Origin of the sequence: Yersinia sp. 2542 StPb PI, assembly GCF_048593855.1 — a bacterium.
Lineage (GTDB): Bacteria > Pseudomonadota > Gammaproteobacteria > Enterobacterales > Enterobacteriaceae > Yersinia > Yersinia enterocolitica_E.
This window is the reverse complement of sequence record NZ_JAZGQA010000126.1, coordinates 1-13,687: the sequence shown is the minus strand read 5'-3', so window position 1 is coordinate 13,687 and position 13,687 is coordinate 1. Positions and strand designations below refer to the sequence as shown.

The window sequence follows — 13,687 nt, the reverse complement described above, 5'->3', positions numbered from 1 at the left end:
CTAAGCGGGAATTATCTTACACAGAAAATTCTTGGATTTCGCGCCCCCCAGCCAAAAAAGGAGGTTTCCTACAAATTGACCGGAAATTGGGCTGGTAGCGGAGGGATAAGGAGGTATGTTCAGACAATAAAAAACGCTGCCAATGGCAGCGTTTTACAGTTTCGTTTGGTATCTCGGACAACAGGAATAAAAATCAGCTAACTGCGCGAACCGCTACTTAGGACACGACGGCCATCGCGATAACGCTTATTCCAATAATCTTCATTTAGGCTCGATATCGTCACACCGACACTGGTCGATGCATGCACAAATTTATCGTTACCTAAGTAGATACCTACATGGCGGCCAGTCGAACCTGCACGGAACAGCACCAAATCACCGGGGCGCAATTTAGTTCGTTGGATTGTTTTGCCAAGATCCTGCTGCTCAGAGGTTGAGCGTGGCAAATCCATACCAAATTGTTCACGGAAAGTGGTTTGTACAAATGCGGAGCAATCAATACCGCGTTTGCTGCTACCGCCTAAACGATAACGAACCCCCTTCCACCCTGCATACTGTTCTAAAATCTTCGACTTGACGTCAACGTTGCGTACCATCGCTTCGAATTCATCCTGAGAGGCTTGCAGTAAAAGCCCATCTTTGTCATTAACTGCACGCATCTCAGTTTGCGCATTATGTAAGTTCGAAGTCTGTGATGAACTACACGCGGATAACATTACCGCTGCTGCAACCGCAGGAATTACCCGCAGAATATATCTCATAATAGGTTGAGACTTGACCATTGTTGTTGTTTTCCCTTGCTGTCCTTACGACGGATGTCGCTACCAAAAAAACCAAACGAATCGAGATTATTGATTGAGATCCGATTAGACAATCACTTAACTGAATAACTGTGCTAGAACGCACAATATTAATCATGCAAGAGGCGAATGACCCAAATCCGAACACAAACGTTTTCGAGATTACCGTAATGATTAATAAAAGGCGAGACCTTTTACATCCATTATTATAGCTAAAGGTTATGTAACATAATGTAAAATTTCAGATTAAAAATGGATAGCTGGATTTGTAGCCGTTTGGTAACAATAAATGAAGGAAAAGGTTAAGGTAAGAGAAAGGCAAAAAATGGACTTTTTTGCCTTAATATAAAGCCAATAACGCTATTGGCTTTTTGCCCCTGGCAGATTCCGGTTAATCACATCAATTATCTTGTCACTTAATGGCGTCAGCAATACCCAGCTTATCCCAACCAGCACTATCGACAGTGAGCCGACCGCAATGTCAGTAAACCAATGCGCGCCAATCATCACCCGTGGCATTGAAAAAATAACGACGATCAGTAGGGCAATGGCAAAAGCACTGCGGGAAAAATAGCGCAGCATAAAGCAGGCAAAGATCATCAGCATCATGCCATGGTCGCCAGGGAAACTATCACTGGAGGCATCTTTGGTTGGAATACCGGTTAATTCACTGACGCGATTTATATTTTCAAACGTTAGTGTCGGGCTGGGATGCGAAACAGGCAGCAGATGGCCTAGTTGATTGAGGACCACCGCAGTTAATAGCATAACAAATCCGGTGACTATCAGGCGGCGACGACCCGCGGGGGTTTCCTTCATATAGAAGTACAAATAAAGCAGCCCCATAGATATAAGGGAAATAACATCGAAAATCCGGTTGTTGGTGATAGCCACCCAATGCAGAAATGACGTGCTGGACAGCAAGTGCTGGTTAAAATAGAAGAATATTGCCGAGTCTATTTTAAACCAAACGCCATGGTGCGCCGGGATATACCAAGATAAGAACAAAGCAATCCCAAGAAAATTGAGCAGTAGTATTGTCGGTAAATTACGCCGAGTCATGCGGGGCCTATAAATTATCAATGTATGAATTGTGTAACAAATAAAAATCGAGGTATATCATACCCCTTTATGTAGTCTGATAGTCAGTAATTGATGCTGTAGCATGTTCCAATCCGCTTCAGAGGCACTAATCAGTTCAATTCGGCTGTCCAGTGGTGCTATTTGACGTGTTTCTATTTGCAAGTCAGCACCTTGCCGGTTAACCACCAAAGTGCCTTCGGCAATACGCATAACACCTTTGACCCGCTCCACTGGATTTAACCGTATCCATTCCAACAATGGAACCGTATCAAACACTGTCTCAGCATTAAATACCCAACCACAGCTCTGATAACCTTGCCCCTGATTCAGCGCCCGCCGCCAAGGTTCGATCCCTTTTAAACGGAGCGCCACCAAGCCTTTTGGTCGCCCTGAACCGTGGTGATGGGTACCGTCAGGCAATTCATTATTATTACTGTGTGGGATATCAAGCAGGGCCGCATCTACCTTTCCTTGTTCTGCATAATAGAGTGGACGTGGCATGGATTGGCGGTCATGCCATTGCTGCAATGCACTGTAGTCTTGTGAGGTGTAGGTATCCTGCTTATTTGCCACGATGATATCTGCGGCCGCCAGTTGGTCGCGGAAGTTCTCATTTTCGGTATAACGCGGTTCACTTAACTGGCGGGCATCGACCAGACAGAGGGTGGCACGCAGGTCAATCCAGGGTTGGTAAATATCGGAGGTTAATAAAGACAAGATCTGTTTTGGATGGCCCAACCCAGTCGGTTCGATTAATAACCGATCCGGTTTTGCCTGCTGTAGCAGCATATTCAAACCCACTTGCATCGGTAACCCATTAACACAACACATGCACCCGCCCGGTATTTCTTTTAATACCGCACCGCTGTCTGCTAATAGCGCACCATCAATACCAATCTCACCAAATTCATTAACCAGTACCGCCCATTTTTCATTTTGCGGTTTTTGTGACAATAAATGGCGAATGGTGGTGGTCTTACCGCACCCCAAAAAGCCAGTAATCAAGTTCGTTTTTGTCATCAGAGGTCTCCTACCGTAAATTTATTTTCAATAACCTCTCAAGAAAAGGCTCAAAGGTGTCGATGTTATCAGAAGAGGATATAACACCAGCCAAGCTTATTATTAAACGAAAAAGGCTAAAAGGCAGACAATTTCCTAGGTATGTTAGGAACCTCGCCTAATAGCGTTGCAAGACTAAGCAATATAATTCACTTCTACGAGGAATCTTAGTGAGTTATAAACGGAGTCGGGCAATAAAAAATGCTCGCTCATTCCCATCGCTCTGGCTGGAATCCTCTATCATTTAAAATGACAGATATGAGAGTCGAGGTGGTTATGATGAATTTTCGAGTGCTAATTATCGTAGCAATAATGTTTTCATGGATAGTCTCCTTTGCTGCAAGTAGTGCGCAATCTACCCGGTCTGCTACAGGAACAATTACATTTTTTGGTGCTATTGTAGATAGTCCATGTGATACCGCTTTCATCGAGAGTATCATTACAACACGTTGTTATCGTAATGGTGAGACATTGACTCAACGGCAAGTTGTTTCTGCTAATATGCCTCTCACTGCCCGTTTACCTGGTAATTTAGCTTCTTCTCATCTGGAATGGTTGAACCCGCAGCGTAGTCTGGGAATTTTCACCGTCACTTATCTCTAATATATTCAAACAATATGACGTATTCCTACAAGCACGGCTTATCACAGTGATAAGCCGTGTTAGATGGATGATGCGATTCAAATGAAATCATCTTGTTTGGCTACAATGATATTGTTCGACCACATGATATACTAACCCTCATTCAGACACCCTTTGGTCAGGCCAATTTGGTATTAGTCACGCCAATACCTGATGCAGGAAATAAGGTTATGCGGTTATATCAGGAAGTGGGCAGTCAATTGCGTGAGGCGATTGTCAGCGGGCAATACAACTTAGGCGATCGTTTACCGCCTGAACGTGACATCGCCGAAAATTTCAGTGTCAGTCGCAGTGTGGTTCGTGAAGCACTGATTATGCTGGAGCTGGAAAAATTGGTGGAGGTACGCAAAGGTTCTGGCGTCTATGTGGTTAACGTGCCCGATATGCCAGCAAGCGGTGAATCCGCAGTGACCTCTGATAGTGGTTACGGCCCATTTGAATTACTGCAAGCCCGCCAATTACTGGAAAGCGAAGTCGCCGCTTTTGCTGCCATGCAGGCGACCAAAACCGATATCATCAAAATGCGTCAAGCCATCGAGCAGGAAAAGACTGCACTGGCTGCGGGGGCAGTGGATGAAAGCGCTGATGAGTTGTTTCATTGCCTACTGGCACAATCGACGCAAAATAGCGTGCTAGCCAATATGGTTACAGAGGCCTGGCAAGCGCGCAAAACCAGCGCCATGTGGCAGGTTGCTCACCGTCACACCCTGGATTTCAGCTACCGTTGGCAGTGGTTAGAAGACCATCAGAAAATCTTGCAAGCTGTGTTACGCCGTGACAGCAAAGCGGCTAAGCAAGCCATGTGGCAGCACTTGGAAAATGTAAAACTAAAACTGCTCGAGCTTTCAGATGCCAACCATCCTGATTTTGATGGTTATTTGTTTGAGTCTGCGCCGTACCAGCTTGAAGAATAATTTACCCTTCGGCCTTGAAGTTGCAGCGGTGTTGGCTGCGCTCACTTACCCGAATCACTTACTTGAGTAAGCTCATCGGGATGCATTTGCTTGCCGCCTACCTGCACCTCCAATGACTTTGGGTAAACCCTTCGGCCTTGAAGTTGCAGCGGTGTTGGCTGCGCTCACTTACCCGAATCACTTACTTGAGTAAGCTCATCGGGATGCATTTGCTTGCCGCCTACCTGCACCTCCAATGACTTTGGGTAAACCCTCCGGTCTTGAAGTTGCAGCGGTGTTGGCTGCGCTCACTAACTCGATTGGAATTAATGAGCCTCACTCTTGAGGCTCATTCGGTGAGTGCGCTAAATTAATCCTGCTGCGCCAAACGTTTTACACTCTCTTTCGCGCCAAATTGTTGCAAGCTGAGGTAAGCCTCGGTGACTGCATCAACAAATACCGGCTGCTGTGGTAAGGACTCACCAAACAGCGACTTCAGTGATAGCAAACTCTGTACCCGGGCAACGCCATCTTCACTGCTGGCGACACATTTTTTAAAACTGTCAGCCATCGGATCACGGATATCTATGGCCTGGCCGTTATCGTCGATCCCACCTACATAGCGCATCCAACCGGCGATACCTAATGCCAGACAGCGATAAGCGCCGCCATGTTGTAAATGCCAACGCACGGAATCGAGCATCCGTTGTGGTAATTTTTGGCTACCGTCCATGGCAATTTGCCAGGTGCGATGTTTTAACGCCGGGTTGCTGTAGCGCTCAATCAATTGATCAGCATAGGCATTAAGATCCACCCCGGTGACGCGCAAGGTTGGGGCTTGTTCATCCATCATCAGGCGACGGGCGGTGAGGCGATAGTTACTGTCGGCCATACAATCATTAATATGTTGATAACCGGCGAGATAACCCAGATAGGAGAGGTATGAGTGGCTGCCATTTAACATGCGCAGCTTCATTTCTTCGAATGGCAAGACATCATCGACCAATTGCACTCCAGCCACTTCCCAGTCCGGGCGGCCCGCGACAAATTTATCTTCAACTACCCACTGAATGAACGGCTCACAAGCAATACCACAAGGGTCTGCTACGCTCAGGGTATCGGCAATTTGTTGCAAGGTTTCAGCGGTGGCGGCTGGAACAATACGGTCGACCATAGTATTAGGGAAGGTGACATGTTGACTGATCCAACTAGCCAGTTCTGGGTCTCGGGCCATAGCCAGGCCGAGGACGGCATTTTTCACGACATGGCCATTTTCTGGAATATTATCGCAAGAAAGCACAGTAAAAGGGGGTAGGCCGCGTGAGCGACGTAAGCGCAGGGCTTCTACCAGAATACCGGGGGCGGAGGTTGGCGCATCGGGTATCGCCAGATCTGCGCGGATAAACTCATTTTGCAGATCCAATTGGCCGCTACCCGGTTCGATGCAGTAACCTTTCTCAGTAATCGTCAGTGAGACAATCGCCACTTGTGGTTCGGCCAATTTGTCCAATACTTGGATGATGCCATCTAATCGGGCATGGACTGACTCGCAAACCGAACCGACAATAATGGCCTGATTACCTTGCGCCCCTTTTTCCAGCACTGAGAAGAGATGATTCTGTTGGCGTAAATTTTGAATCAAAACGTCGCCACCAAACAAGCTGACTTCGCAAATACCCCAGTCGCCCCCTTGTTTATTTAACACCCGGTCAGTGAGCAGCGCTTGATGGGCGCGATGAAATGCACCAAAGCCAATGTGAACAATGCGGCTTTTCAGTGCTGTTCTATCATAAGTAGGCTGCTGTACGGTTGAGGGAAGGGGGCTGTTGGCAATGGTGTTCATACGTGGCTCCAAAATCATTCACCCCACGATTATTACAAAGGGGCTGACATAAAAGGTGGCAAATAAAAAGTTGTTAGACCAGTTTTAGTCGGCTGTTTGTAGGAAAGAAGCCACACCATACTGACCATTTTCTTTTGCTCGTTGCCATGAATATCGGCTTGCAGTGTAAAGCCATATGACAGAAAATAAAATTGGTAAGTCCAATATTGGTTATATTCGTGAGGTGGATCAACCAATGAGGTTTTGCTTTTTGACACCCGGCGGTTAAAAAGTAAGGATAAAGCTGAGTGATACCTCTTGGAAATCGGTATAACAACATTTTTAGCACCTGAACAGTTTACGCAGAGAAGGTAAAAATAAATGGAACAAACATGGCGTTGGTATGGCCCGCATGATCCGGTGTCGCTGGATGATATCCGTCAGGCGGGTGCAACTGGAGTAGTGACAGCATTACATCACATCCCGAATGGTGAAGTATGGCCGGTGAGTGAGATCAAGCAACGTCAGGCAGAGCTTGCCGCTAAAGGTTTGGTGTGGTCGGTAGTTGAAAGTGTCCCGATTCATGAAGAGATCAAAACGCACAGCGGCAACTATCAGCAACATATTGAAAATTATCAGCAAACGCTACGTAATCTGGCGGCCTGCGGTATTGATACCGTGTGCTATAACTTTATGCCAGTGCTCGACTGGACACGCACAGATCTGGAATATCAACTGCCAGATGGCTCCAAAGCATTACGTTTCGATCAGATAGCCTTTGCTACCTTCGAACTGCATATCCTTAAACGCCCTGGTGCGGTGAATGATTACACTGCGGAAGAACAGGCGCAGGCAGCAGATTACTTCGATGCGATGACTGAAGCGGATATCGCCAAGCTGACGGGCAATATTATTGCTGGTCTGCCGGGGGCTGAAGAAGGTTATACACTGGATCAATTCCGTGCACGTTTGGCGGAGTATAACGGCATCGATAAAGCGCAACTGCGTGAAAATATGGCTTACTTCCTGCAAGCCATTATACCGGTTGCCGAACAGGTTGGTCTGCGTATGGCGGTACATCCCGATGATCCACCGCGCCCAATCCTTGGCCTACCGCGGATTGTTTCCACCATTGAAGATATGCAGTGGCTGAAAGAGACAGTTGATAGTATTCATAACGGTTTTACTATGTGCACCGGCTCTTATGGGGTGCGGGCTGACAACGATCTGGTGAAGATGATCGAAACCTTTGGTGATCGTATTCATTTTACGCATTTACGCTCGACCTGCCGCGAAGGGAACCCAAAGACCTTCCATGAAGGCGGCCATCTGCAAGGCGATGTGGACATGTATTCCGTCGTCAAAGCCATCTTGACCGAAGAGCAACGCCGTCAGGCTGCCGGTGATATGCGTCCGATCCCGATGCGCCCAGACCACGGTCATCAGATGCTGGATGATTTGCATAAGAAAACCAATCCGGGCTATTCGGCGATTGGCCGTTTGAAAGGGTTAGCTGAGGTGCGTGGTGTGGAGTTGGCGCTGAAACGGGCGTTCTTCCCTGAACTAAAATAACCCGCTATTTTTCAATATATTAAGGGCCAGAAATGGCCCTTAACTGTTTTATACCCAACCATACCCAATAGATTTCAAGATGCAGGAAGGCGGCAAGCGAGATACAAATCGGTCGGGAACCGATTTGTACAGCATTTATGCCAGCCCGCAGGGTGAGCCTCAAGGATGAGGCTCATTAATCCCGATGAGCTTACGCAGTCAAGTGATTCGGGTTATTGAGAGCAGCCAACACACCTGCAACTTGAAAGATGAAGGGAATTGGGTATTATTCAGCGCGGCCCATATAACGGCGTTCCGCAATATGAATACGGATTTTCTCACCCGGGCTGATATATTCCGGCACCTGAATAGATAAGCCGGTGCTCATCACAGCAGGTTTGTTGCGAGCACTGGCCGATGCGCCTTTGATGCTTGGGGCGGTATCAACAATTTCCATATCAACAGTCTGCGGCAATTCCAGCGCCAATAATTGACCATCCATCGTCAGAACCTGCATGCCTGGCATACCCCCTTCAGGAATAAATAACAGTTCTTCTTCGATCTGTTCTTTTTTGAAGTTATAAGGGGTGAAATCTTCATCATCCATAAAGACGTATTCGTCGCCATCGATGTAAGAGAAATTCACTGATCGGCGGGTCAGGATGATGGTATCGAGGATCTCATCGCCTTTAAAACGCTCTTCAACTTTTAAACCGGTCCGCACATCAGAAAACCGCATTTTATACAGGGTACTTGCGCCACGGGCGCTTGGGCTTTGCACATCAATATCTTTCACCAGCAGTAACTTGCCGTTGAGGTTGACCGCCATACCACGTTTTATTTCGTTAGCTCTAGCCATTTATTAACCGCCAATCAGGATTGAAGATAAGTTGCGACAAGTTACTCGCGCCGCCAGTTTCAGGCAAGCAAATATCGCCTCCATATTTGAAGTCGCTGGGGCTATTCGCTTGCGGCCTGGCGGCAACAGTAAACGCTTTGGAGATAGCGCTAAAAAGAGGGTTATTCCCGTGTAAAAATGACCCTATTGATAGACCGGTAACCAGCCCAATAGTGCGGCAATATGGGTAATGGCATTGATCAAACCAAACAGGATGATAAAACCAATCATCAAACGCCCGCCGGGAGCACGATAAACAGCCTGTGGGAAGCGTTTACGGCTGGCCCGCGCCATCAGCGCTGGCACTATTACCGCCCAAATGGTAGCCGCTAAACCGGCAAATCCAATGGCATATAAGAAGCCATTCGGGAACAGCAGTGCACCGAGGGTCGGTGGCACAAAAGTGATCAGTGCTGATTTAGTCCGCCCGTTACGGGTATCACTAAATTTAAAGAAGTCGGCAATATAATCAAACAACCCCAGAGATACCCCAAGGAATGAGCTAGCCAGCGCCATATAAGAGAAAGCATTGAGTAACTGGCTGGTGGCCTGACTGGTCGAAATGGTGTCCATCTGTTTTAGCAGGCTACCGATGTTGCCACCGTCAGCAATCACCTGTTTGAAGGCGTCACGGGCGATATTACCTTGAATAGCATACTGCCATAGGACATAAATGATTAACGCGATCAGGGTGCCGTACAGCAGACTGCGCACCACTGCTTTGCTGTCTTTGTGGTAGTACTTCACCAGCCCCGGTACATTACCGTGATAACCAAATGAGGTCAGCAAGTAGGGCAGTGCGGCCAGTGCATAAGGTAAATAGCGGGCGCTGCTATCAGTTTGATTGAATAGAACGGCACTTTGTACATGGCTAAACATGTCACCAACCGACATGACAAATGTAATTACCATTCCGCCGATTAATATCGTACTTAAGCGATCCACTGCGCGGGTCGATAACCAAACGATAAATGCGACCAATAACACAAAGATAAAGCCAGCACCGGTCTGACCAATCCCCACGACATTTTGTAGGGTGTGAGAAATGATTGAGCCACCGGCGGAGATATAAGCGTAGGTCAGGATGTAGAGCACAAAGGTTATCGACAATCCATTGATGGAACTCCAGATCTTACCCAGCAGGTCTTGTACCATGGTGTGAAAGCTGGCCCCGGTGGGGTAGTTCAGGTTAGCTTCCAAAATCATCAAGCCAGAAATCAGCATACAAGCCCAGGTATAAATCAGCAGTATTACTGAGCCGCTGAACCATACCCCGGCTGTGACGATTGGGATTGAGAACATCCCCGCCCCTACAGTGGTTCCGGCGACTATCATCGCCCCGCCAAGGACGGAAGGGCGTGATAACGGTTGGGATACATCCATCGACATCGGTAACTCCAAATATCCTTCATCCTTGCCGCTACAGCAGAATTTGTTGTCTTGCTGTAACGTTAATGACGCGGGCTATAAATAATAGGTTAGTGGTTCTTTTGTACTAGCTTAATGGTACATGCTGGTGAGGGTTCTGTAAACAGACGAATATACTCATGCCGATCATATGATCAGTGATTAGTCTGGTGATGGGATTAACTTGTGATTGAATATCGTACAAATTGGGATTTTAACGGTTAAAAAGTGAACTGATGGTGCGGAGGTGAAAAGCACCGCCTATGGCATGGATCGGTTATTAAACCGCCGGGCAAGGATAGTGCTGGTAGTTAATGGGGGTGATTGCTATTGTCTGCTGTTATTCCACCAGCCTACAGGAGCCTGCTGATGGACTGTCGCTCAGATTGCGGTGCTTGCTGTATTGCTCCTTCTATTTCCAGCCCGATCCCCGGTATGCCATTCGGTAAGCCTGCCAATACCCGTTGTCTGCATTTGGATGAGAGTATGCGTTGCGCCATTTTTCATTCCCCTTCACGCCCGGCAGTATGTGCCAGCTTACAAGCATTGCGGGAGATGTGTGCTGATACCCGAGAACAAGCGTTGGTCTATTTGATTAAGCTGGAAGCGGATACCGCCCCTTCGTGATAGAACGGGCGGCATTATTACGACAGGTCTGATAGGCGCGTTACTTCATATTAGTCATCGGTGTTGCTTCGATGACGAGTGTTTCCAGTGGTTTTAGCTTAACAATCACCGGCTTACTGTAATCGAGTGGCAGAGTTGCATTGGTGCCATATACCCTCTTAAGTGTGAAGCTCGTTGCTTCGCCGCTCGGAATTTCGAAGTTTTTAGTGAGATCTAAATAGTAACTTTGTTCTTTGTCGGATGGATTACGCAATCCAAATACCGCTTTATCTTTATTCCATGAGGCCCAGCCATAAACTTCCAGTGCAGTAGGGTCACCGCCAATCCAATGGGTATCAACCAGCACATCGCTATTTTTCCGTGACCATTTAGCGGCGGTCGCCAGCGTATCCCATTTGTTGTTATTTAACATGGATGGCGTGATGTAAAGCTCTTGTAGCTGGGTTCCCGTTGCAAAGTAGCTCCAGACCTGATCAGCAAAGTCATGGTCGGTCTGCACTTTTTCCAACCCAAAATAGGCATTTTCCGCGCTAACAATGCCGTGGTACATCAGCGAGTTTATCGGGAATATCCTTGTTATTTGAGGTCCAGAAAGGTTATTTGCATTTTGAGTCGGTGCTTTGAGTCTGATAATGATTAGAATTCATGATGTTACCCGACAGTAGCCGGGCAACATTTTGATGACACAAGATTTATAGCGAGGTTTCAGTTTCGGGGATTAACTTATTAGCTGATCCACAGACGATGATTTTACTGCGCACGATGTCTTTCATGGCATCCATACCGACGCGCATGTAATAGCGCGGGTCGTTACCTTCCGGGTTATCGCCAAACCATTTTTTCACCGCCGCGGCGAAGGCGATTTTCAACTCAGTTGCTACGTTTACTTTGCAAACACCCAGTTGAATGGCTCGTCTGACATAGTCATCAGGGACATCGCTTGCACCATGTAGAACCAATGGAATATCGACGGTTTCATGGATTTCTGCCAGGCGCTGGAAATCAATTTTTGGCCGTTTGGCGTACAGGCCGTGGGCTGTTCCGATCGCAACCGCGAGGCTATCGACACCGGTAAGTTCCACAAAGCGACGCGCTTCTTGTGGGTCAGTGAGAAAAGCACTCTCCTCATCGACATTCATATCGTCTTCCACCCCCCCCAGACGCCCTAACTCAGCTTCAACGCTACAATCGTGGCGATGACAAAAATCGACGACACTCTTCACCAGACCCACATTCTCAGCGAATGGGAAGTGGCTACCGTCAATCATCGCACTGCGTACACCGGCGTTGACCTTGCGGCTGATATCGTCCAGTGACTCGTGATGGTCGAGATGCAGCGCGAGCGGCATGCCATAACTTTCAGAGTAGGCTTCGCACAGTGCGTAGATTTCTTCAAAAGCGATGTGCTTAAAGGTGCCGGGCGTACCTGCAAGGATCACCGGTGATTGCATCTCTTTGCAAACTTCTAGAATGGCCTGAATGGTTTCCGCGTTATGGATATTAAAAGCAGGTACGGCGTAGCGCCGAGCCTGCGCATCCTGCAAAAGATATTTGGTAGAAATAATGCTCATGTAGTGATCCTCTCAGCCTTTCCAGGGATGAATAACGACGCCTTTCACTACACGGTTTACCGTGCCGCTGGCGGAAGGGGTGTCGGGGGTGATACCTGCTTTGATAGATTCGCTGAGAGCGAAAATCTGTGTGTACATCAGGAAGCAGAACGCCTGTTCGACATCAATAAACTCTCGGGCTGCGGGTAACAAAATATGCGGGCCTGCGTCGATTTCTGGGCTGGATTCGGCACAAATCGCTACGACGCGCATCGCTTGTTGGTCGCGGCGCAACTCAGCCAGCAAGTCGAGGTCGTATTGACGGGTATAAGGGTGGCTTGAAACCAACACCACAACCAGCGTTTCAGCGTTAACCAGTGATTTTGGTCCGTGGCGAAAGCCGGTGGGGGACTCATAAAACGCCGCTAATTTACCTGCCGTTAGCTCCAGCACTTTCAGTGCTGATTCGCGCGCCACGCCTTGTAATCCGCCACTGCCGAGGTAAACAATCCGTTTAAAGGGCAGGTCACCAAATACGGCAGTGCTAAAGTCGCTCTGCGAAGCAACTATCTGCTTACAGCGCGTTGCGACATCCTGAAAACTGGTGCTGTTGATGACCTCGGGGGCGAAGACCGCCAAACAACTGGCCATCATGGTACTGATGCTACTGGTCATGGCGAAACCACGGTCATGGGTTTCGGTTGGCATTAACAGTGCCAGTGCGTTATCACTTTTCAACGCATTGTGATACAAGCTGCCGGCTTCATTACAGGTGATGACCAGATGGTGGCACTGGCTGACAAGTTGGTTGGTTAAGTCCACTGCGGCGACGCTTTCAGGGCTGTTACCGGAGCGTGCAAAGGAGATGAGCAGTGTCGGGCGCTGGGGAGATAAATAGTCAGCAGGATTAGTAACGAGGTCCGTTGTGGGCACTGCGACAAAATTTCTCTCGCTATGGCGCGACAGCCACGGCGCAATAATATCGCCGATAAATGCTGAGGTACCGGCACCTGTCAGGACAATCTGTAGGTCAGATGTTTGCAGGAGCGGCGCAAGGAAAGTGTCGATATCGTTACGTTGACGTTCAATGTTTTTTAACGATCGGATCCAGCTTGCTGGTTGCTGGCGGATCTCTTTTTCAGTCCAGGTTGATGTGCCGCAAGTACCGGCAGATTGGGTTTCGCTCATAACTCAGTCCTTAGTAGTACATATTCAATGGGTCAGTACAAAGTAGAACATGACAATCTTTCGTTTCATTTCATTTCATCAATTTTATGTCTAAGTGAAAATCTATAGAAAAGAAAACGAAAGGTCAATATAAGAAAAGTAATAAAACGAAAAACGTGATCTGAAAG

At 47.7% G+C, this 13,687-nt stretch carries 13 protein-coding genes and 1 pseudogene; 5 read left to right on the top strand and 9 right to left on the bottom strand.

The window, feature by feature from the left end:
- Positions 1-201 (top strand): hypothetical protein (locus V1952_RS14925; protein ID WP_420075010.1); only part of this gene is annotated, 201 nt, incomplete at its 5' end.
- On the opposite strand, the gene mepS is transcribed toward V1952_RS14925, so the two are convergent.
- The 3 genes from mepS to V1952_RS14910 form a co-directional block, all read right to left on the bottom strand.
- Positions 198-782 carry a bifunctional murein DD-endopeptidase/murein LD-carboxypeptidase gene (mepS, locus tag V1952_RS14920; protein WP_083158357.1) on the bottom strand — a complete coding sequence of 195 codons (585 nt, stop codon included), beginning with the start codon at positions 780-782 and terminating at the stop codon, positions 198-200. The genes V1952_RS14925 and mepS overlap by 4 nt on opposite strands.
- 378 nt (positions 783-1,160) lie before the next feature.
- On the bottom strand, positions 1,161-1,862 hold the full coding sequence (locus V1952_RS14915; protein ID WP_372559393.1) for a phosphatase PAP2 family protein: 702 nt from the start codon (positions 1,860-1,862) through the stop codon (positions 1,161-1,163).
- Between the two features lie 57 nt (positions 1,863-1,919).
- Positions 1,920-2,903, bottom strand: coding sequence for a CobW family GTP-binding protein (locus tag V1952_RS14910; protein WP_420075009.1), 984 nt, complete (start codon positions 2,901-2,903; stop codon positions 1,920-1,922).
- Positions 2,904-3,218: 315 nt separating this feature from the next.
- On the opposite strand from V1952_RS14910, the gene V1952_RS14905 reads away from it, so the two are divergent.
- On the top strand, positions 3,219-3,545 hold the full coding sequence (locus tag V1952_RS14905; RefSeq protein ID WP_083163547.1) for a hypothetical protein: 327 nt from the start codon (positions 3,219-3,221) through the stop codon (positions 3,543-3,545).
- 209 nt (positions 3,546-3,754) lie between these two features.
- Positions 3,755-4,498, top strand: a complete 744-nt coding sequence (locus V1952_RS14900) for a GntR family transcriptional regulator (protein ID WP_420075008.1) — start codon at positions 3,755-3,757, stop codon at positions 4,496-4,498.
- A gap of 349 nt (positions 4,499-4,847) precedes the next feature.
- On the opposite strand, the gene V1952_RS14895 is transcribed toward V1952_RS14900, so the two are convergent.
- A complete protein-coding gene (locus tag V1952_RS14895; protein ID WP_420075007.1) occupies positions 4,848-6,320 on the bottom strand; it encodes a mannitol dehydrogenase family protein in 1,473 nt (490 codons plus the stop codon).
- 360 nt (positions 6,321-6,680) lie between these two features.
- Between V1952_RS14895 and uxuA the strand changes: the two genes are divergently transcribed.
- Positions 6,681-7,871, top strand: coding sequence for a mannonate dehydratase (gene uxuA, locus V1952_RS14890; protein ID WP_372559389.1), 1,191 nt, complete (start codon positions 6,681-6,683; stop codon positions 7,869-7,871).
- 265 nt (positions 7,872-8,136) lie between these two features.
- Here the strand turns inward: uxuA and yeiP are convergent, their stop codons facing one another.
- The gene (gene yeiP / locus V1952_RS14885) at positions 8,137-8,709 is read right to left on the bottom strand and encodes an elongation factor P-like protein YeiP (protein WP_420075006.1); all 573 of its coding nucleotides are present in this window, start codon (positions 8,707-8,709) and stop codon (positions 8,137-8,139) included.
- Positions 8,710-8,892: 183 nt separating this feature from the next.
- Positions 8,893-10,137 (bottom strand): tryptophan permease, encoded by a 1,245-nt coding sequence (gene mtr / locus V1952_RS14880; RefSeq protein ID WP_420075005.1) that lies wholly within the window; start codon positions 10,135-10,137, stop codon positions 8,893-8,895.
- A gap of 387 nt (positions 10,138-10,524) precedes the next feature.
- Between mtr and V1952_RS14875 the strand changes: the two genes are divergently transcribed.
- A complete protein-coding gene (locus V1952_RS14875) occupies positions 10,525-10,782 on the top strand; it encodes a YkgJ family cysteine cluster protein (protein WP_420071815.1) in 258 nt (85 codons plus the stop codon).
- A gap of 40 nt (positions 10,783-10,822) precedes the next feature.
- Here V1952_RS14875 and V1952_RS14870 read toward each other — a convergent pair.
- The 3 genes and pseudogenes from V1952_RS14870 to V1952_RS14860 form a co-directional block, all read right to left on the bottom strand.
- Positions 10,823-11,353, bottom strand: a pseudogene (locus V1952_RS14870) (enterotoxin); the annotation flags it as partial.
- 121 nt (positions 11,354-11,474) lie between these two features.
- Positions 11,475-12,353: a tagatose-bisphosphate aldolase subunit KbaY gene (kbaY, locus tag V1952_RS14865; RefSeq protein WP_420075004.1), complete on the bottom strand. Its 879-nt coding sequence runs from the start codon at positions 12,351-12,353 to the stop codon at positions 11,475-11,477.
- Between the two features lie 12 nt (positions 12,354-12,365).
- Entirely contained in the window at positions 12,366-13,520 is a 1,155-nt protein-coding gene (locus V1952_RS14860) for an SIS domain-containing protein (RefSeq protein WP_420075003.1), read from the bottom strand.
- Positions 13,521-13,687 lie beyond the last annotated feature (167 nt).

Coding starts and splice junctions, on each gene's coding strand:
- V1952_RS14915 (WP_372559393.1), bottom strand. CDS start 1,862: ATGACTCGGCGTAATTTACCGACAATACTACTGCTCAATTTTCTTGGG.
- V1952_RS14900 (WP_420075008.1), top strand. CDS start 3,755: ATGCGGTTATATCAGGAAGTGGGCAGTCAATTGCGTGAGGCGATTGTC.
- yeiP (WP_420075006.1), bottom strand. CDS start 8,709: ATGGCTAGAGCTAACGAAATAAAACGTGGTATGGCGGTCAACCTCAAC.
- V1952_RS14905 (WP_083163547.1), top strand. CDS start 3,219: ATGATGAATTTTCGAGTGCTAATTATCGTAGCAATAATGTTTTCATGG.
- V1952_RS14910 (WP_420075009.1), bottom strand. CDS start 2,903: ATGACAAAAACGAACTTGATTACTGGCTTTTTGGGGTGCGGTAAGACC.
- uxuA (WP_372559389.1), top strand. CDS start 6,681: ATGGAACAAACATGGCGTTGGTATGGCCCGCATGATCCGGTGTCGCTG.
- V1952_RS14860 (WP_420075003.1), bottom strand. CDS start 13,520: ATGAGCGAAACCCAATCTGCCGGTACTTGCGGCACATCAACCTGGACT.
- V1952_RS14895 (WP_420075007.1), bottom strand. CDS start 6,320: ATGAACACCATTGCCAACAGCCCCCTTCCCTCAACCGTACAGCAGCCT.
- kbaY (WP_420075004.1), bottom strand. CDS start 12,353: ATGAGCATTATTTCTACCAAATATCTTTTGCAGGATGCGCAGGCTCGG.
- mtr (WP_420075005.1), bottom strand. CDS start 10,137: ATGTCGATGGATGTATCCCAACCGTTATCACGCCCTTCCGTCCTTGGC.
- V1952_RS14875 (WP_420071815.1), top strand. CDS start 10,525: ATGGACTGTCGCTCAGATTGCGGTGCTTGCTGTATTGCTCCTTCTATT.
- mepS (WP_083158357.1), bottom strand. CDS start 782: ATGGTCAAGTCTCAACCTATTATGAGATATATTCTGCGGGTAATTCCT.